Origin of the sequence: Arthrobacter sp. PvP023 (genome assembly GCF_017832975.1) — a bacterium.
Classification (GTDB): domain Bacteria; phylum Actinomycetota; class Actinomycetes; order Actinomycetales; family Micrococcaceae; genus Arthrobacter.
The window spans coordinates 4,093,998-4,113,063 of sequence record NZ_JAFIBI010000001.1; the positions used below are offsets into that span (position 1 = coordinate 4,093,998).

Sequence of the window (19,066 nt, forward strand, 5' to 3'; positions counted from 1 at the left end):
CGCTCCAATCAGGAGCAGCGCCCCTGACCGCCGACGGCCGAAGGCGCGCTGCGTGAAAGGATACCGTGACCACGCTCACCAGGCCGCCGGCCGACCCCTCGGACAGGTTCACCCGCAAGCCCCACCGCCTCCGGAGATGGCTGCTGGAGGGCATGCCCGAAGGATCCGGCAAACGCCAGGGGCCGCACGGCCAGCCTCAGGCGAACCACACGCCCCGGCCCTGGTGGAAAGTCATGTGCCTGACCGGCGTCGACTACTTCTCCACCCTCGGCTATCAGCCGGCCATCGCCGCCCTCGCCGCTGGAATGGTCTCCCCGCTGGCCACCGTGGTCCTGGTGGCAGTGACGCTCCTGGGCGCCCTCCCGGTGTACCGCAGGGTGGCCTCGGAAAGTCCGCGCGGCGAAGGCTCCATCGCCATGCTGGAACGGCTCCTGCCACGATGGAGCGGCAAGCTGTTCGTCCTGGCGCTGCTGGGTTTCGCCGCCACGGACTTCATGATCACCATCACCCTCTCGGCCGCGGATGCCAGCGCCCACGCCATCGAAAACCCGTTCGCCCCGGACTTCCTGCACGGTCAGGAAGTGGCCATCACGCTGGCATTGATTGCCGGGCTGGGCATCGTGTTCCTCCGCGGTTTCAAGGAAGCCATCAACGTGGCCGTCGTCCTGGTGGCAGTATTCCTGCTGCTCAATGCGGTCGTGGTGCTGGTGGGCATCGCCCATGTGTTCAGCGAAGCCCACGTGGTCACCGACTGGTGGGCTGCCCTCAACCAGCAGCACGGCAACCCGCTGGTGATGGTCGGCATCGCCCTGCTGGTCTTCCCCAAACTCGCACTGGGCCTGTCCGGCTTCGAAACAGGTGTTGCCGTCATGCCCCAGATCCAGGGCAGCCCGGACGACACTGAAGCAAGGCCCGAGGGCCGTATCCGTGGCGCGCACAAGCTCCTGACCACTGCCGCAGTGATCATGAGCGCGTTCCTCATCGCGTCCAGCTTCATCACCACGTTCCTGATCCCGGCAGCCGAGTTCCAGCCGGGAGGCAAGGCCAACGGCCGCGCCCTTGCTTTCCTGGCCCACCAGTACCTGGGCGACGGTTTCGGAACCGTGTACGACCTCAGCACCATTGCCATCCTCTGGTTCGCCGGGGCGTCCGCGATGGCGGGGCTCCTCAACCTGGTGCCGCGCTACCTTCCGCGCTTCGGCATGGCGCCGGCCTGGACCCGGGCCGTGCGGCCGCTGGTACTGGTGTTCACCGCCGTCGCCTTCCTCATCACGGTGGTGTTCGAGGCCGACGTCGAAGCACAGGGCGGCGCGTACGCCACCGGCGTGCTGGTGCTGATGACTTCCGCGTCCATCGCCGTCACATTGTCCGCCCGGCGCCGGCACCAACGCGGCCAGACGGTCGCCTTCGGCGCGATCGCCGTAGTCTTCCTCTATACGACAGTGGCGAACGTGGTGGAGCGCCCCGACGGCCTGAAGATCGCGGCGATGTTCATCCTCGGCATTGTGGTGGTCAGCTTCGCTTCCCGCGTCCGGCGGTCGTTCGAACTTCGCGCCACCCACATCCGGCTGGACGAACGGGCCCTGGAGTTCATGGCGGCCAGCGAAGAGGGGCCCATCCGGCTCATTGCGCACGAACCCAAACACCTCAGCGCAGCAAGGTACCGGGCCAAGCTGGAGCATGCCCAGCTGGCCAACCACCTGCCCGTGGACAGCGATGCCATCTTCATCGAGATCCTGGTGGACGACAGTTCAGACTTCGAACAAGAGCTCGTGGTCACCGGTAAGGTCCGGCACGGCTTCCGCATCCTTGAGATCCACAGCAACAACGTGCCCAACACGCTGGCGGCCGTTCTGCTCCACCTTCGTGACGTCACGGGCCTGATGCCGCACATCTACTTCCGCTGGACCGAGGGCAATCCCCTGACCAACCTGACCCGGTTCCTCTTGTTCGGCGAAGGTGAGATCGCCCCTGTGACCCGCGAAGTGCTGCGCGAGGCCGAGCCGGACGTCACGCGCCGACCCTGGGTCCACGTGGGCTAGCTGACGGAACAGCCCTGGCGGATCAGCGGCTGGCTGCAGGGACCAGCACCCAGAGGACCTCGACGGCGTCGTCCGTAGGGTTGACCCAGGTGTGGGGCTCCCGGCCGGGGAACGTCACGGTGTCGCCGGTACTGAGCTCGTATTCCTCGTTGGTCAGGATCAGCCGGATACGGCCCCTGATCACATGCAGGACGTCGACATCGCAGTCCACTGCGTAGAGCTCGGATTCACCGCGGCCGCGCGGTTCGATCACGGCCTGGATGATCTGGACGCGCCGTTCGGAGCGGGCGGTGAGGAGGCGCTCGATGATGCCCTCGCCGCCCAGCGAAATCCGGGGGCCCTCGTCCTTCTTCGTCAGGTGCGTTTCCGGGGCCGCGAAAAGGTCGCCGATGGAGATCGAGAGCACCTGGCAGAGGGTCACGAGGGAAGCCACCGACGGCGAGGTCAGGTCGCGTTCCACCCGGCTGAGGAATCCTTTGGTGAGGCCCGTGGCGTCTGCTACCTGCTCGATCGTGAGCCGCTGGGACTGGCGGGCAGCGCGGATGCGCGAACCGATGGCAACTGGAATGTTGCTCGGTTCAACTGGTAGAGCCTTCATTTACGAACCTTTCGCAGCCGGCCGCACGGCCCCATCGCTGGAGCCATACTAGCGGGATACCTACCTTGTGACGCCGGAACGGGACATGGTGTCAATCCGCCTTGACTGTTGCGCGGATCACAACATACCCTTTGGGCAACAAGAGTTGCCTCCTAGGCAATAATCACGAACCCCGGCATCACCAACAGGGATTACCCCCTGCATCCCCGTCTCTCCAGCAGGCGCATCCGGCCCGGCCAAGGCGCCGCCCGCGGATTCCTGCCCTGCTGCCACTACGCTCCAAGGAGCCCATCAACATGGACGCAAACTTCGTCAACATCGCCATAGTGGTGGTGTACCTGATCGCCATGCTGGCCTTCGGCTGGTGGGGCAAGTCCCGCACCAAGAACAACAGCGACTTCCTGGTGGCCGGCCGCAGGCTTGGCCCCTTCCTCTATACCGGGACCATGGCGGCCGTCGTCCTCGGCGGCGCCTCAACCGTGGGCGGTGTGGGCCTCGGCTACAAGTTCGGCATCTCCGGCATGTGGCTAGTGGTGGCCATCGGCGCCGGCGTGCTCCTGCTAAGCCTGCTCTTCGCAGGCACCATCCAGAAGCTGAAGATCTACACGGTGTCCCAGATGCTGACGCTCCGGTACGGCAGCCGGGCCACGCAGACATCCGGCATCGTCATGCTGGCCTACACGCTCATGTTGTGCGCCACCTCCACCGGCGCCTACGCCACCATTTTCGTGGTGCTGTTCGGCTGGGACCGCGCCCTGGCCATCGCCATCGGCGGCGCCATCGTCCTGGTGTACTCCACCATCGGCGGCATGTGGTCCATTACCCTTGCGGACCAGGTCCAGTTCGTCATCAAGACGGTGGGGATCTTCCTCCTGATGCTCCCCTTCACGCTTAACGCAGCGGGCGGCCTGGACGGCATCCGCAGCCGCGTCGAGGACAGCTTCTTCCAGATCGACGGCATCGGGATCCAGACCATCATCACCTACTTCGTGGTCTACACCCTCGGCCTCCTGATCGGCCAGGACATCTGGCAGCGCGTCTTCACCGCCAAGACGCCCACCGTGGCACGCTGGGGCGGCGCAACAGCCGGCATCTACTGCATCCTCTACGGTGCGGCCGGCGCCCTGATCGGCCTGGGCGCGCGGGTGGCCCTCCCGGAGATCGACGTGGCAAACCTTGGCAAGGATGTCGTCTACGCCGAGGTGGCCCAGAACCTGCTGCCCGTCGGCATCGGCGGCCTGGTGCTCGCAGCAGCCGTAGCGGCCATGATGTCCACCGCCTCCGGCGCCCTGATCGCGGCGGCAACCGTGGCCCGCGCCGACGTCCTCCCATTCGTAGCCAGCTGGTTCGGCAAGGACATCAACACCGATGACACCGACAACCCCGAGCACGACGTCAAGGCGAACCGCATGTGGGTCCTTGGCCTGGGCATCGTGGCCATCCTCATCGCCATCATCACCAAGGACGTCGTGGCGGCCCTGACCATCGCCTACGACATCCTGGTGGGCGGACTCCTGGTCGCGATCCTTGGCGGACTCGTCTGGAAACGAGGCACCGGCGTGGCGGCGGCGACATCCATGGCGGTGGGCACGGTGGTCACGCTCGGCACCATGATCTACCTGGAGATCAATGCCGCGGCACCGCTGGACGGCATCTACGCCAATGAGCCGATCTATTACGGCCTGCTGGCGTCAGGCATCGTCTACGTGGTGGTGTCCCTGGCAACCAAGCCGACCGACCCCAGGGTCATGCGGAACTGGCAGGAGCGCGTGGCAGGCAACGTCGGCGAAGAAGAGCCGGCTCCGGCCCTGGTCAACTAACACCGGTCAACTAATAACTGCCAAACAATGCACGACGCCGGCGCTTCCCGTTCGCGGGGAGGCACCGGCGTCGTTCGTTTAAAGGGGCCGTTCGTTTAAAGGATGGCAGCGCTCACTCGTTTTCCTCAGGCTCAAGGAATTCTTCCCCGCCCAGGGGCACCACGGGTTTTTCATCGCCGAGGAAATCCTCCTCGCCCAGCGGAACAAGACGGCCGGCCTCTTCGAGCAGCTCCTCTTCCTCCGTCTCTGCTGCGTCGTCAATGGGAGCGTCATCGGCAAAATCGTAGGCGGGATCGGATTCGAGGGTGTCCCGTTCAGGCTGGGTGGGGTGTGATCCGTTCGTGTCCATGGTGCTAACCTCCGTGTCTGGTTATGCGGCCAGGGGTGGGGCTGCGGAAGCGCCTGCCCTGGCAATCATCACAGCACCGGCATGCGGCCCGGTCAATAGCCGGCCAAAACACCTTCGCCGAAGCCATCCGTTCGAGGCCGCATTTGAGGGCTGCCTAAACTTCCGGGTGAGGAATACCGGCCGAAAATCCGCGTAAATCCGGGGTACGCTGGATCTGCAATGGGGCCGAAACCATGCCCCATCTAGCCCAGGAGTGTTCGTGTCTCAGCACGCTAAATCTGACCATCATCATGCCCTTCCCGCCCACCGTACGGCAGCAGGCGCACCCGAAACACCCGCAGGCAGCGCAAGCCCGACCGACATTAAGCGGTGGCGCCAATACCTCGCCGATGAACGGGCCGAGGCCCGCGTTTACCGCGAACTGGCCCAGAACCGCAGCGGCGAGGAGCGGGACATCCTCCTGGCCCTGGCCGAGGCCGAGGGCCGCCATGAAGCCCACTGGCTCCAGCTCCTCGGGGATCACGCAGGGAAGCCACGTCAAGCGTCCCTCCGCAGCCAGCTGCTGGGATTCCTGGCCCGCCATTTCGGTTCCGTGTTCGTCCTGGCCCTGGCACAGCGCGCCGAGGGCCGCTCCCCCTACGGTTCAGACCCCTCAGCCACACCCGCCATGGTGGCCGACGAACAGATCCACGAGGAAGTAGTCCGCGGACTGGCCACCCGTGGCCGGAACCGGCTGGCGGGCTCCTTCAGGGCCGCCGTTTTCGGCGCGAATGACGGCCTGGTCAGCAACCTCTCCCTGGTCATGGGAATGGCCGCGTCCGGAGTCGGCAGCCAGGTGGTGCTCCTGAGCGGCGTGGCCGGTCTCCTTGCCGGAGCACTGTCGATGGGCGCCGGCGAGTTCATCTCAGTCCGTTCCCAGCGGGAGCTGCTTGCCGCAACCCGTCCCACCCAGATCACCCTGTCCGCGGCCCCGCGGCTGGACCTCGAACACAATGAGCTGCTGCTGGTGTACCTGGCCCGCGGCATGTCCCGGGAAGCCGCCGAACACCGCGTGGCGGAACGGACGGGCCTGCTGGATTGCGACTGCGACCCCAGCCTGTCGCTCCAACCTGAACTCCCCGACGCCGAGGACCAGCACGAAGCCGTTGGCACCGCGTGGAGTGCGGCGGCATCGAGCTTCTGCTTCTTCGCCTCAGGCGCCATCATTCCGATCATCCCCTTCGTCCTTGGCATGACGGGCGTGGCAGCGCTTGCCGTTTCCGCCGTTCTGGTGGGGATGGCCCTCCTGCTGACTGGCGGCGTCGTCGGCCTGCTGTCCGGGACCTCCCCGACCAGCCGCGGTTTCCGGCAGCTGGCCATCGGCATGGGCGCGGCCGCCGTCACCTACCTCCTCGGAATGGCGTTCGGCGCGGTGGTGGCCTAGTGGAGGGTCCGCAACCGCGGCAACGCCGGCCGCGGCATGCGGGCAGGCTGGGCACGCCGCTCCGGATCCTGCGCACAGCGGCACTCACCGCCTTGATCGCAGCGGCAGCTTTCACGGCGGCCGGCCTGTTTTACGGAGACCCCCGTTTCGTGGGGCTCTTCCAGTTCCGCAACAGCATCGCCCCCGACGGACAGGCCGCCGAGCAGCAGCCGGGCGTCGTCGCGGAGAGTGTCAACGCGGATGCCCCTCCCCCGGGACTCGAGGAAGCGGAATCACCGCTGGGAACGGCGGAGGAACCGCCCTCAGCCAGTGATTCCTTCAAGTTCCTGGCCACGAACGACGACGGGACGCCCGTGGGCTATTCTCCCTGCCGTCCGCTGCACTACGTCGTCAATGCCGGTCTGGCGCCCGCGGGGGCGGAAGACCTGGTGGAAAACGCCATTGGCACGATTTCTCGTGCCACGGGTATCCGGTTCATCAACGACGGCCCCTCCACCGAAGCGCCCGCCGAGGAACGCGACCCCTACCAGCCTGAAACATACGGCGAGCGCTGGGCACCGCTCCTCATCGCGTGGACCACCCCGGAGGCCGCGCCGAAGCTGAAGGGGCAGGTGATCGGCACCGGCGGCAGCACCCACTACAGCTTCGACGGCGGCCCGAAGACCTTCGTGACCGGCAGCCTGGACCTCGACGCCCCGCAGATCGCCGGCGAACTCGAGCGGCCGCAAGGCTCTGCCTACGCCACCGCCGTGATCCTGCACGAGCTCTCCCATGTGATGGGGCTGGAGCACGTTGATGACCCCCTGCAGCTGATGTACCCGGAAATCGGTACTCCGGACGGCCTTGCCGCCGGCGACCTCAACGGCCTCTACCAGCTGGGCAGGACCACCTGCCGCAAGGACCTTTAAGCACGCCGCTAACCTGCCACAATGCCGAGGGCTTCCTCCACTGTGTCCACCAGGAAGATCCTGTCCGCCATCGCGCTGCCCGAGGCCAGGCTCTGCAGCAACGGCCAGGCAGGATAGCGGCGCTGCCAGTGTTCGCGGCCCACGAGGACCATGGGCGTGACGGTTTCGGAGGCGCCGTAGTAGTTCTCGCAGGCGTCCTGGAAGATTTCCTGCAGGGTGCCGGCGGACCCGGGGAGGAAGATCACTCCGCCGTCGCACAGCTCCAGCAGGATCGCCTCCCGGATCGCGTTGGCGAAATACTTTGCGATGTGGGTGGCGAAATAGTTGGGCGGCTCATGGCCGTAGAACCAGGTGGGAACGCCCAGCGACGGGCTGCCGTCCGGATAGCGTTCGACGACGGCGGCAGCCGTCCGCGCCCACGCGGACACTGAGGGCCGGAACCCCGGCACGGCTTCCAGCTGCGCCAACGCTGCATGGAAGTCCGCGTCCGGCAGTTCGCTGAGGTAGGCGCCCATGTTGGCGGCCTCCATGGCGCCGGGTCCGCCGCCGGTGGCCACCACCCGTCCGCTCCTGGTGAGAAGCCGCCCGGCGAGGGCGGCTTCCTCGAAGACCGGCGTTCCGCGCCCCGCCGTGTGGCCGCCCATCACCCCCACCATCGGACGGCCCCGGCACACTTCGGAGCGTGTCAGCTCGTCAAGGGCGTCACCGATCGAGTGGTCATGCAGTGCCGCGGCGAGCGTGGCGTCCAGCCGTTGCCGCTGGCCCGGCCGGATGCTCCACTGGTAGATCCGGGCGTCCAGCGTTGATTCGTACCGGCCGCCCGGCGGACCGAAGTAGAGCTCCTGCGGTGAGTAGAGCTGCCCGCGGTAAGGATTGAAGGGAACGGTTTCCAACTTGGGGAAGATGAGCGCACCCCGGCTCCGGAGCGAATCCTCTACGCCGTCCTCGAAAGTGCAGCCAAGGAAGATGGCGCCTTGCGCGTCCATGGCTTCCAGCGGAGCGGTGCGGCCGCGGAGGTCCAGGGACTGGGCATGCCAGCCCCGCATGCTGCGGACCCCCGCGTTCACCAGCCGGTCGAAGTTTTCCAGGCTTTCGACCTCAAGGGTTCTGGGGCTGGGCCTCAGGCTGCGGGCAGCGTTCATGGAGCCAGCCTAGTTGTCAGCTGACCTGCAGTCCTCCGTTGATGTCATACGTGGCGGCGGTGATGTAGCCCGAATCCTGCCCAAGCAAGAAGGAGATCAGCGCGGCCACTTCCTCACGGGTTCCTACCCGTCCCATCATGATGCCCTCTGACATCTGGGCCTTGCGCTCGTCGGTCAGGGTGCCGCCCATGATGTCGGTGTCGATGGGGCCCGGTGCGATCGCGTTGACGGTGACGCCGAACTCGCCAACTTCCCGGGCAAGGGCACGGGTGAAGCCGATGATTCCGGCCTTTGAAGCGCTGTAGGCAACCTTGGAGTAGGTGCCGCCGCCGCGCTGGGCGGAAATCGAGGAAATGCTCACAATGCGGCCAAGCTTGCGCTCGATCATTCCCTTGAGCACCCGCTGGGACACGATGAAGGTGCCGCGCATGTTGATGGCGAAAACCTTGTCCCATTCCTCCACGGTGGTTTCCATGAAGGTGGTCGGCGAGCTGATGCCCGCCAGGTTTGCGAGTGCGACGATGGGCGGCAGCGATTCTTCGATTTCGCTGATCGCACGGTCCACCGAGGCGGCATCGGAAACGTCGGCGCCCACTCCGATGGCTTTCACGGCGCGGTTGGATCCGATCTCGGCAGCCGCGGCCTTGGCGTCCTCGGCATTGATGTCCAGGATGGCGATTGACCAGCCCTCGCTGGCCATCCGGTCCGCAGCTGCGCGGCCGATGCCGCGGGCGGAAGCTGCCCCGGTCAGGACAACGGTGCGTTCGGCGGGAAATGAGGTGGTTGTCATGGTGTGTCTTTCGTCGGGATTCGTTGGTGTTCGGTCGATCAGGAGCGGGTTTTGGCCGGGTTTACATTCACGGCTGCTGCGGCGGCAACTGCGGGATCCAGGGCGGCATCGCCTTCCGGCCGCTTCCGGGCGTAGAGGTAGGTGGCCACTGCGGTGACGCACAGGCAGAAGGAGAGGAAGAGCAGGCCGCTCTGGTTGTTGCCTGTGGCGTCTTTGAGCATGCCGACGGCGTACGGTGCCACGAAGCCGCCAAGGTTTCCCAGGGAGTTGACCAGGGCCAGCCCGGACGCGGCGGCTGCACCGGTGAGCGCCGCGGACGGCATGGACAGGAACGGCGCGATGGCTCCGTAGATCCCCATGGCGGAGACCGTGAGGGCAATCAGGGCCAGGATGGGGTTGACCGGGAGCAGGTACCCGGCCGCAAGGAGGCCCATGCCGGCGAGAACCATGCTGACGGCAGTGTGCCAGGCGCGCTTTCCGGTCCGGTCCGCCCGCTTGCTCCAGAAGTACACAAAGACTGCGGCGACGGCGTAGGGAACGAACACGATGAATCCCACTTCGGCGGTGGAGAACTTGCCCAGTGCGGCAACAATGGTGGGCATCCAGAGACCAAGGCCGTAGATGCCGCAGACCAGGCCGAAGTACAGGGCCGAGTAGACCAGCGTGCGCTTGTCCTTCAGGCCGGCGAGGAAGTTGTGCTTTCCGCCCTTGGACTTGGCGGCCAGTTCGGCCTCCATGGTGGTGGCCAGCCATTCGCGCTCGTCAGTGTTGAGCCACTTGGCGTCCCGCGGGCGGTCCGTCATCAGGATCGGGGTCAGCAGGCCCAGGAGGATGGCAGGGATGCCTTCGATGATGTACAGCCACTGCCAGCCCTGGAGGCCCAGGATGCCGTCCATCTGGAGCAGCAGCCCGGACACGGGGGCACCGAGTGCATTGGAAACGGGCTGGGCCAGGATGAAGATGCCCAGCACGGTGACACGCTGCGCGGCCGGGAACCACAGTGTCAGGTAGAAGAGGATCGCGGGGAAGAATCCTGCCTCTGCAGCACCCAGCAGGAAGCGGATGATGTAGTAGGTGCTTTCCCCGTTGACCAGGGCCATGGCGGTGGCGAAGATGCCCCAGGTGATGAGGATCCGGGCTAGCCACTTGCGTGCGCCGAAGCGGTACATGCCGGCGTTGCTCGGCACTTCCAGCAGGGCGTAGCCGAGGAAGAAGATGCCGGCACCAAGGCCGTAGGCAGCAGCGCTGAGGCCGATGTCCTCGCTCATGGTGAGTTTGGCGAAGCCCACGTTGTTGCGGTCAAGGTAGGCGACGAAGTAGAGCAGGACGATCAGCGGCATAACGCGGCGGCGGACCTTGCGGAGCGTGCGGTCACCGAGCTCGCCGAGCCCTGCGGACCGCATGGAAAGTGAAGTCATCATCGACCTTCTGTCTGACGGAGGCGGCACTTGGACAGTGGCGCGATCCGAGGGAGATGTGGGGGATTTCCGTCGGGTGACTAACTAAGTCTGATGTCTGACATCTGACGGAAGAACATGAGAAAGATCATAGAAGCGTGATCTGGGTTACGTCAAGCCCGGGCGGGTGAGTCTGCGGTGGCGGGGGTTGCCCGGAGGAGGGATGCCGTCGTCCAGCGGATAAGCAGTGTCAGGGCTCGGAACGGTGGACGTAGCGTTCGTAATCGCGGTAGGTCTGGTCCATATGTTCGTCCATGGTTCGCCGGGACAGCTCGGCGTCGCCGCTGAGGATGCTGTCCATGACCTTCTGGTGGTACTCGATGGCATGAACCTGGATTTCGGGCACCGCCGAGGTCTCCCGCCTGGTCATGTAGAGCAGCTGGCCCAGCTGAGCGAACAGGGCCCGGACAAACGGATTGCCCGAGGCCTTCAGCACTGCATCATGGAATGCGATGTCCGCCGCGACAAAGCGGTCCAGGTCACCGGACTCATGGAAGCGCTTCATGTCCGTGATGCACTCCCGCATCTGTTCGGCGTGCTCGGAGGTGTGCCGCTTGGCAGCCAGGGAGGCCGCACCCGTTTCCACCATGCGCCGCATCTCGATCAGCCCCACGGACACCTGGTCAGCACCGTTTCCGTGCGAGGCAGCCTTGAAGATCGCGTCCAGTCCGGTCCAGTTGTCCGAGGGGTTGACGAACGTTCCCCGGCCGGCCTTGACGTAGAGGATGTTCTGCGCCCGCAGCGCCTTGAGCGCCTCGCGTACGGTGAGCCTGCTGACATCGTAGGCCTTCGCGATGTCCGCCTCGGGAGGGATGGCATCGTGCGGCTTCAGCTTGCCGTCGAGGATGTCGTCGAGCAGGCCGTCGACGAGATCGTCAACGAGTGTCCTGCGGCCCATCCTGGCTCCTGCCTTCAGTCGTGCCCGCCGCTGCGGGTGCCTTCAACATTACTGTCGAACGCGGCCGGGATCAGCATCATGGCCCGAACCCGCGACATACCGGTCCAGCTTCGCCAGGGTGGCGTCCAGGTTGGCGGGGTGGCGGCGCAGGTAGCCGGCCAGCCGAAGGAAGAACTTCCCCCGGACCTGCCGGGCATCCCATTGCTCGGTAACCAGCGTGCCCGGGACTCCGCGGGCGTCCGTGGAGGGCTCCAGCACATAGCGCCACACGTGGCCAAAGAAGTGCCGCCAGGCGATGCGCCGGCCTTCTTCGAACTCACAGACCGTGTTGAGGATCTTGTAGTCCACCAGCATGTTCATTTCCATGCCGAACCTGGCGCCGGCCGACAACCGCTCCGGACCGTGAGGCTGCGCTGCTTTTACGGTCTCAGACCCGTCGATCACGCTGTGCAGGGCGGGCGTGGCCAGGACCTCGAAAATGGCCTCGGGCCCGGCCTGGATGAAGCGGTGGCGGGACACAAGGTATCTGTTGCTCATCCGGCAAGCCTAACCGTTTCGGCCTGTTGCAGAATGAGTCATGCGCACTCCTCCCCTGCACCCGCCCGCCCGGCCGCGGATCGGAATCCCGGTCCGGCTCAGCAGCTCCCGGGACCCCGACCCTCGGGTCGGGGAAGCCAATGAGCTGTTTGAGTACATTGTGGAGCTGGTCCGCGGCGGCGGCGGGGAGCCGGTGCTGCTGACCGCACATTCCGACGGCGGCGGGCTGGCCGAAACACTCAAGGGGCTTGACGGCGTCGTACTCCCCGGCGGCGGAGACCTCGACCCGCGGCACTACGGGGAAGAGCAGACCGCCGAGTGTTACGACGTGAACCCCGCACAGGATGAACTGGACCTGGCGGTCGCGCGCGGGAGCCTGGACGAAGGCCTGCCGCTGCTGGGGATCTGCCGCGGACACCAGGTCCTCAATGTCCTCTATGGCGGAACACTGGTGCAGGACATGGCGGACGGCCCCCTGACGCACCACGAAGCCGCGGCGGGCGGCGCTGGGCCGGACGGCGCCGAGGGAACGGCACCGGGACCCTGGGCCTGGCACGACGTGGACATTCTCCCCGGTTCCAAGGTAGGACAGCTTTACGGCAGGGACGGCGCGGCGGACGGCCTGACGGTGAAGATCGCTTCGGGACACCACCAGGCGGTGGCCCGCGTCGCGGACGGGCTGATAGTAACGGCCGTCGCCGGCGACGGCACCGTGGAGGCGCTGGAGGATCCCGCTCGCTGGGTTGCCTCCGTTCAATGGCACCCTGAAGTCGTGGAGCTCCCGGCCGAGGAACGCATCGCACCCTTCCGGGCGTTCGTGGAATTGTGCCGCAACCGGCCGCGGCCCGGGCCGGGCAGCGGAGCCTGACGACTAGCCCCCAACCTCTGGCGGCACCCCACCGGCGGTCCTTGGCCCCGGGAAAACGGCCTGCTATTATCGTCAAAAAGGCAGTATGTCCTATCAAGAGAACATATGCTGACATGCGCGGGCCCTCCGGCACCCTCGGAGCTCGCGGAGCACAAGGGAGCGCTCAGTGGCGAATCAACTTAATCTCAGCATCGACCGCTCTTCACCGGTGCCCCTCTACCACCAGGTGGTCCAGGGCATCGAGTCCGCCATCCACACCGGGCTGCTTCCCCCGGGCAGCCGGCTGGACAACGAGATCGACCTTGCTGCGCAGCTCAACCTCTCCCGGCCCACCATGCGCAAGGCCATGGACGAGCTGGTGCGTTCCGGGCTCCTGGTGCGCAAGCGCGGTGTGGGGACACAGGTTGTGTCCAGCCAGGTCCGGAGGCCGCTGGAACTTTCGAGCCTCTACGATGACCTCACCAATAACGGGAGCAAGCCCACCACCGAGGTGCTCAGTTTCTCCCATATCGAAGCCGACGCTCCCACGCGTGAGGCCCTCCAGCTTCCGGCCGGTGCCAAGGTCTACCACTTCACCAGGTTGCGCAAGGTGGGCGGCAAACCGCTTGCCCTGATGGAAAACTGGGTCCGCGACGACATCACCCCCATCGACGAAGCCCAGCTGGAAGCCCAGGGCCTGTACGCGATCCTGCGCAATGGCGGTGTGAACTTCCGGCTGGCCTCGCAGCGCATCGGTGCCATGGTGGCCAATGACTACCAGGCGCCGCTGCTGGATACGGAGCCCGGCCTGGCACTGGTGACCATGGAACGCACTGCGGTGGATGACACGGGTCGCATGGTGGAGACCGGCCACCACGTCTACCGCGGCGACTCCTACAGCTTCGAAATGACCCTTGTCCAGCGCTAGGCGCCTGCCCCAGCGCCGGGCTGGACTCCCCCACTAACGAAAGTGCACATCTATGGCCAACTGGGTATATCCGCTGGGTTCCGCCGCCGACGGCAGCTGGGACATTTCGCTGGGAACGTCCGATTCCGTCCTTGACGTGGACGGCTGGGCCCACACCGGGCTCAAAGTCGCGACACTGCCGGCGGGCGCCGCCGTCGAACTCCCTGCTGCAGGCGAGGAACGCATCGTGGTTCCGCTCAGCGGTTCCTTCACCGCCACGGTGGACGGCGAAGACTTCCGGCTGGCCGGCAGGGCCAGTGTTTTCCACGGCCCCAGCGACGTGCTGTACACAGGCACAGAGAAGGCTGTCACCATCAGTTCTGCCGATGGCGGCCGGGTGGCGGTCGCAACGGCTCCCGCGAAGGCGTCCTACCCGACCCGGCTCGTGACCGCCGCCGAGACGCCCGTGGAACTGCGGGGTGCCGGCAACTGCTCACGGCAGGTCCACAACTTCGGCACTCCGGCCGCGCTGGAGGCCGATCGCTTCATCGTCTGCGAAGTCATCACCCCGGCCGGCAACTGGTCCTCGTATCCCCCGCACAAGCATGACGAAGAAAAAGACGGCGAAACCAGCCTCGAGGAAATCTACTACTTCGAGACCCGCGTCGCGCCGGACGGTCCCGCCGCCGGCTCAGGCGTGAAAGGCGACGCCATCGGCTACCAGCGCGTCTATGCCTCCGACGATCGGCCCATCGATGTGTCGGCTGAGGTCCGCACCGGCGACGTCGTCCTGGTTCCGTACGGCTGGCACGGTCCCGCGATGGCTGCCCCGGGGTACGACCTGTACTACCTGAACGTGATGGCCGGCCCCGGCCCCGTCCGTGACTGGCTCATCAGCGACGACCCCCACCACGGCTGGATCCGCCAGACATGGGAGGGCAAGGACGTGGACCCGCGGCTGCCTTTCACCGCGTAGACCTTCACCGCCTAAAGACGAGAAGAAGCCCCTGACCGGTTCAGCCGGTCAGGGGCTTCTTCTATTACCGGTGGCGCGTTGTCCGCCGGCCCTAGCGGGCCACCTTCTGGGCCACGCGGACCGGAACGCCGGTTGCCAGCGATTCCTGGGCGGCGTCCGCAACGCGGGAAGCAGCCGCGGCGTCCTCCGGGGTGCACGGGTTCTCCCTGCGGCCCAGGATCAGCTCCACGAAGGCCGCCATCTCGGAGCGGTACGCCTGGTCGAAGCGTTCGGCGAAGGTCTTGTGCGGCTCCCCCGCGGGGAAGTGGATGCCGGCTTCGGCCGATGCCATCGCCGCCTTGTCATCCAGCCCCACCATCAGCGAACGGCGGGAACCCTGGATTTCGAGCCGGACATCGTGGCCCGCCCCGTTGTACCGGGTGGCGGAGACTGTCCCGACCGTGCCGTCGTCGAACGTCACCAGCGCGAGCGCGGTGTCCACGTCCCCCACCCCGCCGATGGCCGGGTCGCCGTTATTGGAGCCCTTGGCGTACACCTCGACGATTTCCCGGCCGGTCAGCCAGCGCAGGATGTCGAAGTCATGGACGGAACAGTCCCGGAAGAGGCCGCCGGAGCTCGCCAGGAACTCCACCGGAGGGGGTGCCATGTCGCACGTGACGGCCCGCAGCGAGTGGATCCAGCCCAGCTCGCCGGTTTGGTAGGCGCGCCGGGCTTCCAGGTAGCCGGCGTCGAAGCGGCGCTGGTGCCCGATCTGCACCACACCCTTCCGGTCCCGGATGTAGTCCAGCACCGGCCGGGCGTCCGCCACGTTCAAGGCCACCGGTTTTTCGCAGAACACCGGGATGCCGGCATCCACACCTGCCTTGATCAGTTCCGGGTGGGTAGCCGTTCCGGTGGCAATGACCAGGCCGTCCAGCCCGGAGGACAGGAGTGCCTCCACCGAGGGAAGGAATTCGGCGCCGAGCCCGGCCGCGACGGTCCGCGCGTGCTCTTCCGCGACGTCGGTGAGCCGGAGTCTGACGTTGACGCCCTCCGGGTTCAGGCCCCCGTTCAGCGCGGCGATGTTGTTGGCGTGCATGACGCCGATCCGGCCTACTCCGACCAGGCCAAGAATGACGTCCTTCATGCTTTCTCCTCCGCATAATCGACCGGTGATGCTGCCACCGCCGCCGGGGCGCCCTGCTTGACTGATTCGATGCAGGCCAGCGCCATCGCGAGCGCACGCCTGGCGTCGGCGGCTCCCGGCGTGAGGGTAAAGGCGGACGACGACGGCGGCACGCCGTCGCGCTGTGCGCGCACCACGTCGGCGAAGTCGGCCAGTTCGTCCGTGTAGGCCTGCCGGAACAGTTCGACGTTGAGCCGCGGAGTGTCAGCGGACAGTCCCTCGGCGGTGTAGCGGCGGGCAGTGGTTTCCGTGGCACGGCCGGCCTGGACCATACCCTTGGAGCCGAAGACCTCCCCGCGGATGTCATACCCGTACAGTGCGCTGAAGTTTGCTTCCGCCACTGCAATGGCACCGTTGCTGTAGCGGATGGTCACCACTGCCGTGTCCAGGAAACCCTGGTCACGCAGTGCCGGCTCCACGAGGGCGTCGGCCACTGCGTAGACTTCCACGGGTTCGGCACCTTCGTTGAACCAGTTGAGGGTGTCGAAGTCGTGGATCAGGGTTTCGAGGAAGATGGTCCATGCCGGAACCCTGGCCGCGTTCGGAATGCTTCCGTTCCCGGGGTCCCGGGTCAGCGAGCGCATGAGCTGCGGCGTCCCGATCGTGCCGGCCGCAAGGTCCTTCTTGGCAGCCCGGAAATCGTCCGCGTACCGGCGGTTGAACCCGATCTGGAAGTGCACGCCGGCGGTTTCGACGGCCGCGAGTGCGGCATCAAGCTCTTCGATCCCCAGGCCGGCGGGCTTCTCGCAGAAAACGTGCTTTCCGGCCGCCGCCGCCTGTGCGATAAGGGAAGAATGGAAGCGGGCCGGGCTTGCGATGATGACTGCGTCAATTGCCGGGTCAGCCAGGACGTCCTCGGCGTTCGGAGACACTTTGGCTGTGCCCAGGGACCGGGCCAGCGCCTGGGCGGATTCAAGGTTCGGGTCGGCGATGGCCGCAAGGACGGCGCCCGGCACGCGGCGGGCGATGCTCTCGGCATGGAACGCTCCCATCCAGCCGGAGCCGATGAGTCCGATCCGCACCGGGGCCGGGACTTCGTCGGGGTTTTGGGTGATGTAGGCCAAGGGGCCGGTCCTTTCGATGGATGTCACGGCTCGCGGAGCCGCCCGGGTCTTCACGGTGCCAACAGCACGGCGGAGCAGGGCCGGGCCCGGCACGGGCTGACCCTGCTCCTTCTGCGGCGTTAGCCGCTGTAGGCCTTGCCGGTGGTGGTCTGCGCCACGTCTGCTACTTCGCTCTTGACTTCCTTGACCACGTCGCCGTGGCCGCCGATCTGTTCGAGCTCGTGGGCGAGTTCGGCGAGCTCAGCACCGCCGGCCATCTGGGCGGTGAGCTCGTCGAGGGTGATGTCCTTCTTTTCGTAGTAGCCAATCGACTTGCCGCGCTTGAGCAGCAGGAACCGGTCACCGACGGGGAAGGCGTGGTGCGGGTTGTGGGTGATGAAAATGACGCCCAGGCCGCGGTCGCGGGCCTGCAGGATGTAGCGCAGCACCACCCCGGACTGCTTCACGCCGAGGGCCGCCGTCGGCTCGTCAAGGATCAGCACCTTCGCGCCGAAGTACACGGCCCGTGCGATCGCCACGCACTGGCGTTCACCGCCGGAGAGCTGGCCGATGGGTTGCTCCACGTCGCGGAGGTCGATGCCCATCTCGGCGAGTTCGTGCTTGGTGATGTCCTTCATTTTCTCGACGTCCAGGCTCTTGAACGGGCCAAAGCCGGAGTTCAACTCCGAGCCGAGGAAGAAGTTCCGCCAGATCGGCATCAGCGGCACCACGGCGAGGTCCTGGTAGACGGTGGCGATGCCGACGTCGAGGGCGTCTCGAGGGGAGGTGAACTTCCGTTCCTCCCCCATGACCTTCAGAACGCCCTCGTCGTGCTGGTGCAGGCCGGCGATGATCTTGATCAAGGTGGACTTGCCGGCGCCGTTGTCGCCCAGGACGCAGGTGACGCGGCCGTTGTCCACGGCCATCGTGACGTCGGTCAGGGCGACGATGTTGCCATAGTGCTTGCCGACCTTTTCCAGCGAGAGCAGATGCACCGGAGTGTGCGTCAGCGGATCGGTTTCGTTCTGGAGCAGGGTCTGCTGGTCAATCTGTTTGGCATTCATTTCTCCGGCTCCTTTACTTGAGCTCTGCGCGGCGCTTGACGATGAGATTGACGATGGTGGCCAGCAGCAGCATCAGGCCCAGGAAGAACTTGAACCAGTCCGGGTTCCACTGCGCGTAGACGATGCCCTTGTTGGCCATGCCGAAAATGAACGCGCCGATCGCGCCGCCGATCGCCGAGCCGTAGCCGCCGGTGAGGAGGCAACCACCGATCACCGCGGCAATGATGTAGAGGAACTCGTTGCCCACGCCTTCACCGGACTGTACGGTGTCGAAGGCGAAGAGGTTGTGCATACCCAGGATCCAGCCGCAGAAGCCCACGGCCATGAATAGGCCGATCTTGGTGGCCTTGACCGGCACACCCACGGCGCGGGCCGCGTTCGCGTCGCCGCCGACGGCGAAGATCCAGTTCCCGACCCGCGTCCGCATCAGCACCCAGGTCGCCACCGCGACGAGGGCGAACCAGATGAACACGGTGATTTTGACGTCGACCCCGCCGATGGTCACCGAGGATGCGAACACCGCCCGGGCCGCGGCGAAGCCGTCCATGTTTGAGATGGAGGGTGAGGAGACCGAGCCGCCGATCAGGCGGGTCAGGCCCAGGTTCAGGCCGGTCAGCATCAGGAACGTGGCCAGGGTGACAATAAAGGAGGGCAGCTTGGTCTTCATCAGGATCCAGCCGTTGATGAAGCCGATGCCCAGGGACACCACCAAAGCCAGGACGACTCCGACCCAGACGTTCGTGCTGAAGTACCAGCTGAACAGCGATGCCGTCAGTGCCGAGGAGATCACGGCGACGCCGGTGGAGAGGTCGAACTCCCCGCCAATCATCAGCAAGGACACCCCCACGGCCATGATCCCGATCGTGGAGGAGCCGTACAGGATGGTCGCCAACGCATTGGGCTGGGTAAACGTCGGGGAGACCAGTGCGAAGAAGATGAACAGGACGATGGCGCCCACCAGGGCACCGACCTCGGGGCGTCCGAGGAGTTTCTGGAACGGACTGCGTTTGGCGACGCGCTCGTCGGGCGCCGCGGGCTTTGGCTTGGTCTGGGTGGCGGTCATGATAATTCTCCTTGCTGCCGGGCCGGCATGAACCGGC

Annotated in this window: 18 protein-coding genes; 7 read left to right on the plus strand and 11 right to left on the minus strand. The window is 66.1% G+C overall.

Features of this window, described 5'->3' with window-relative positions; genetic code table 11:
• Window positions 1-65: 65 nt before the first annotated feature.
• Window positions 66-2,042, plus strand: a complete 1,977-nt coding sequence (locus tag JOE31_RS18525; RefSeq protein WP_209747107.1) for an amino acid transporter — start codon at window positions 66-68, stop codon at window positions 2,040-2,042.
• Window positions 2,043-2,064: 22 nt separating this feature from the next.
• On the opposite strand, the gene JOE31_RS18530 is transcribed toward JOE31_RS18525, so the two are convergent.
• A complete protein-coding gene (locus tag JOE31_RS18530; RefSeq protein ID WP_011690712.1) occupies window positions 2,065-2,640 on the minus strand; it encodes a helix-turn-helix domain-containing protein in 576 nt (191 codons plus the stop codon).
• Between the two features lie 296 nt (window positions 2,641-2,936).
• On the opposite strand from JOE31_RS18530, the gene JOE31_RS18535 reads away from it, so the two are divergent.
• A complete protein-coding gene (locus tag JOE31_RS18535; protein WP_209747109.1) occupies window positions 2,937-4,460 on the plus strand; it encodes a sodium:solute symporter in 1,524 nt (507 codons plus the stop codon).
• Between the two features lie 112 nt (window positions 4,461-4,572).
• On the opposite strand, the gene JOE31_RS18540 is transcribed toward JOE31_RS18535, so the two are convergent.
• Window positions 4,573-4,809 (minus strand): hypothetical protein, encoded by a 237-nt coding sequence (locus JOE31_RS18540; protein ID WP_209747111.1) that lies wholly within the window; start codon window positions 4,807-4,809, stop codon window positions 4,573-4,575.
• Between the two features lie 259 nt (window positions 4,810-5,068).
• Here JOE31_RS18540 and JOE31_RS18545 point away from each other — a divergent pair, with 259 nt between their 5' ends.
• Together JOE31_RS18545 and JOE31_RS18550 are read left to right on the plus strand one after the other, a co-directional pair.
• Window positions 5,069-6,232: a VIT1/CCC1 transporter family protein gene (locus JOE31_RS18545; protein WP_209747113.1), complete on the plus strand. Its 1,164-nt coding sequence runs from the start codon at window positions 5,069-5,071 to the stop codon at window positions 6,230-6,232.
• Window positions 6,232-7,140 carry a matrixin family metalloprotease gene (locus tag JOE31_RS18550; protein WP_209747115.1) on the plus strand — a complete coding sequence of 303 codons (909 nt, stop codon included), beginning with the start codon at window positions 6,232-6,234 and terminating at the stop codon, window positions 7,138-7,140. Before JOE31_RS18545 ends, JOE31_RS18550 begins: the two co-directional genes overlap by 1 nt.
• Before the next feature lie 8 nt (window positions 7,141-7,148).
• Here the strand turns inward: JOE31_RS18550 and JOE31_RS18555 are convergent, their stop codons facing one another.
• The 5 genes from JOE31_RS18555 to JOE31_RS18575 form a co-directional block, all read right to left on the minus strand.
• Window positions 7,149-8,282 carry an LOG family protein gene (locus JOE31_RS18555; RefSeq protein ID WP_209747117.1) on the minus strand — a complete coding sequence of 378 codons (1,134 nt, stop codon included), beginning with the start codon at window positions 8,280-8,282 and terminating at the stop codon, window positions 7,149-7,151.
• A gap of 16 nt (window positions 8,283-8,298) precedes the next feature.
• Complete coding sequence (locus JOE31_RS18560) at window positions 8,299-9,072, minus strand: SDR family NAD(P)-dependent oxidoreductase (protein ID WP_209747119.1); 774 nt, start codon at window positions 9,070-9,072, stop codon at window positions 8,299-8,301.
• A 38-nt stretch (window positions 9,073-9,110) separates the two neighbouring features.
• The gene (locus JOE31_RS18565) at window positions 9,111-10,493 is read right to left on the minus strand and encodes an MFS transporter (RefSeq protein WP_374100863.1); all 1,383 of its coding nucleotides are present in this window, start codon (window positions 10,491-10,493) and stop codon (window positions 9,111-9,113) included.
• A gap of 226 nt (window positions 10,494-10,719) precedes the next feature.
• Entirely contained in the window at window positions 10,720-11,427 is a 708-nt protein-coding gene (locus JOE31_RS18570) for a FadR/GntR family transcriptional regulator (RefSeq protein WP_209747121.1), read from the minus strand.
• 48 nt (window positions 11,428-11,475) lie between these two features.
• On the minus strand, window positions 11,476-11,964 hold the full coding sequence (locus JOE31_RS18575; protein WP_209747123.1) for a polyketide cyclase / dehydrase and lipid transport: 489 nt from the start codon (window positions 11,962-11,964) through the stop codon (window positions 11,476-11,478).
• A 40-nt stretch (window positions 11,965-12,004) separates the two neighbouring features.
• Between JOE31_RS18575 and JOE31_RS18580 the strand changes: the two genes are divergently transcribed.
• The 3 genes from JOE31_RS18580 (at window position 12,005) to iolB (ending at window position 14,694) form a co-directional block, all read left to right on the plus strand.
• Window positions 12,005-12,832: a gamma-glutamyl-gamma-aminobutyrate hydrolase family protein gene (locus JOE31_RS18580; protein ID WP_209747125.1), complete on the plus strand. Its 828-nt coding sequence runs from the start codon at window positions 12,005-12,007 to the stop codon at window positions 12,830-12,832.
• A gap of 166 nt (window positions 12,833-12,998) precedes the next feature.
• Window positions 12,999-13,739, plus strand: coding sequence for a GntR family transcriptional regulator (locus JOE31_RS18585; protein WP_209747127.1), 741 nt, complete (start codon window positions 12,999-13,001; stop codon window positions 13,737-13,739).
• Window positions 13,740-13,791: 52 nt separating this feature from the next.
• On the plus strand, window positions 13,792-14,694 hold the full coding sequence (gene iolB, locus JOE31_RS18590; RefSeq protein ID WP_209747129.1) for a 5-deoxy-glucuronate isomerase: 903 nt from the start codon (window positions 13,792-13,794) through the stop codon (window positions 14,692-14,694).
• 91 nt (window positions 14,695-14,785) lie between these two features.
• Here iolB and JOE31_RS18595 read toward each other — a convergent pair whose 3' ends face one another.
• The 4 genes from JOE31_RS18595 to JOE31_RS18610 form a co-directional block, all read right to left on the minus strand.
• A complete protein-coding gene (locus tag JOE31_RS18595; protein WP_209747131.1) occupies window positions 14,786-15,820 on the minus strand; it encodes a Gfo/Idh/MocA family oxidoreductase in 1,035 nt (344 codons plus the stop codon).
• Complete coding sequence (locus JOE31_RS18600) at window positions 15,817-16,923, minus strand: Gfo/Idh/MocA family oxidoreductase (protein ID WP_209747133.1); 1,107 nt, start codon at window positions 16,921-16,923, stop codon at window positions 15,817-15,819. Before JOE31_RS18600 ends, JOE31_RS18595 begins: the two co-directional genes overlap by 4 nt.
• A gap of 119 nt (window positions 16,924-17,042) precedes the next feature.
• Window positions 17,043-17,966 (minus strand): ATP-binding cassette domain-containing protein, encoded by a 924-nt coding sequence (locus JOE31_RS18605; RefSeq protein WP_209747134.1) that lies wholly within the window; start codon window positions 17,964-17,966, stop codon window positions 17,043-17,045.
• Between the two features lie 13 nt (window positions 17,967-17,979).
• Complete coding sequence (locus tag JOE31_RS18610; RefSeq protein WP_209747136.1) at window positions 17,980-19,029, minus strand: ABC transporter permease; 1,050 nt, start codon at window positions 19,027-19,029, stop codon at window positions 17,980-17,982.
• Window positions 19,030-19,066 lie beyond the last annotated feature (37 nt).

What these genes read in the sequence shown, in the direction of transcription:
- JOE31_RS18565 (WP_374100863.1), bottom strand. Translation starts at nt 10,493, where the DNA reads ATGATGACTTCACTTTCCATGCGGTCCGCAGGGCTCGGCGAGCTCGGT.
- JOE31_RS18555 (WP_209747117.1), bottom strand. Translation starts at nt 8,282, where the DNA reads ATGAACGCTGCCCGCAGCCTGAGGCCCAGCCCCAGAACCCTTGAGGTC.
- JOE31_RS18595 (WP_209747131.1), bottom strand. Translation starts at nt 15,820, where the DNA reads ATGAAGGACGTCATTCTTGGCCTGGTCGGAGTAGGCCGGATCGGCGTC.
- JOE31_RS18530 (WP_011690712.1), bottom strand. Translation starts at nt 2,640, where the DNA reads ATGAAGGCTCTACCAGTTGAACCGAGCAACATTCCAGTTGCCATCGGT.
- JOE31_RS18570 (WP_209747121.1), bottom strand. Translation starts at nt 11,427, where the DNA reads ATGGGCCGCAGGACACTCGTTGACGATCTCGTCGACGGCCTGCTCGAC.
- iolB (WP_209747129.1), top strand. Translation starts at nt 13,792, where the DNA reads ATGGCCAACTGGGTATATCCGCTGGGTTCCGCCGCCGACGGCAGCTGG.
- JOE31_RS18540 (WP_209747111.1), bottom strand. Translation starts at nt 4,809, where the DNA reads ATGGACACGAACGGATCACACCCCACCCAGCCTGAACGGGACACCCTC.
- JOE31_RS18610 (WP_209747136.1), bottom strand. Translation starts at nt 19,029, where the DNA reads ATGACCGCCACCCAGACCAAGCCAAAGCCCGCGGCGCCCGACGAGCGC.
- JOE31_RS18560 (WP_209747119.1), bottom strand. Translation starts at nt 9,072, where the DNA reads ATGACAACCACCTCATTTCCCGCCGAACGCACCGTTGTCCTGACCGGG.
- JOE31_RS18575 (WP_209747123.1), bottom strand. Translation starts at nt 11,964, where the DNA reads ATGAGCAACAGATACCTTGTGTCCCGCCACCGCTTCATCCAGGCCGGG.
- JOE31_RS18580 (WP_209747125.1), top strand. Translation starts at nt 12,005, where the DNA reads ATGCGCACTCCTCCCCTGCACCCGCCCGCCCGGCCGCGGATCGGAATC.
- JOE31_RS18535 (WP_209747109.1), top strand. Translation starts at nt 2,937, where the DNA reads ATGGACGCAAACTTCGTCAACATCGCCATAGTGGTGGTGTACCTGATC.
- JOE31_RS18605 (WP_209747134.1), bottom strand. Translation starts at nt 17,966, where the DNA reads ATGAATGCCAAACAGATTGACCAGCAGACCCTGCTCCAGAACGAAACC.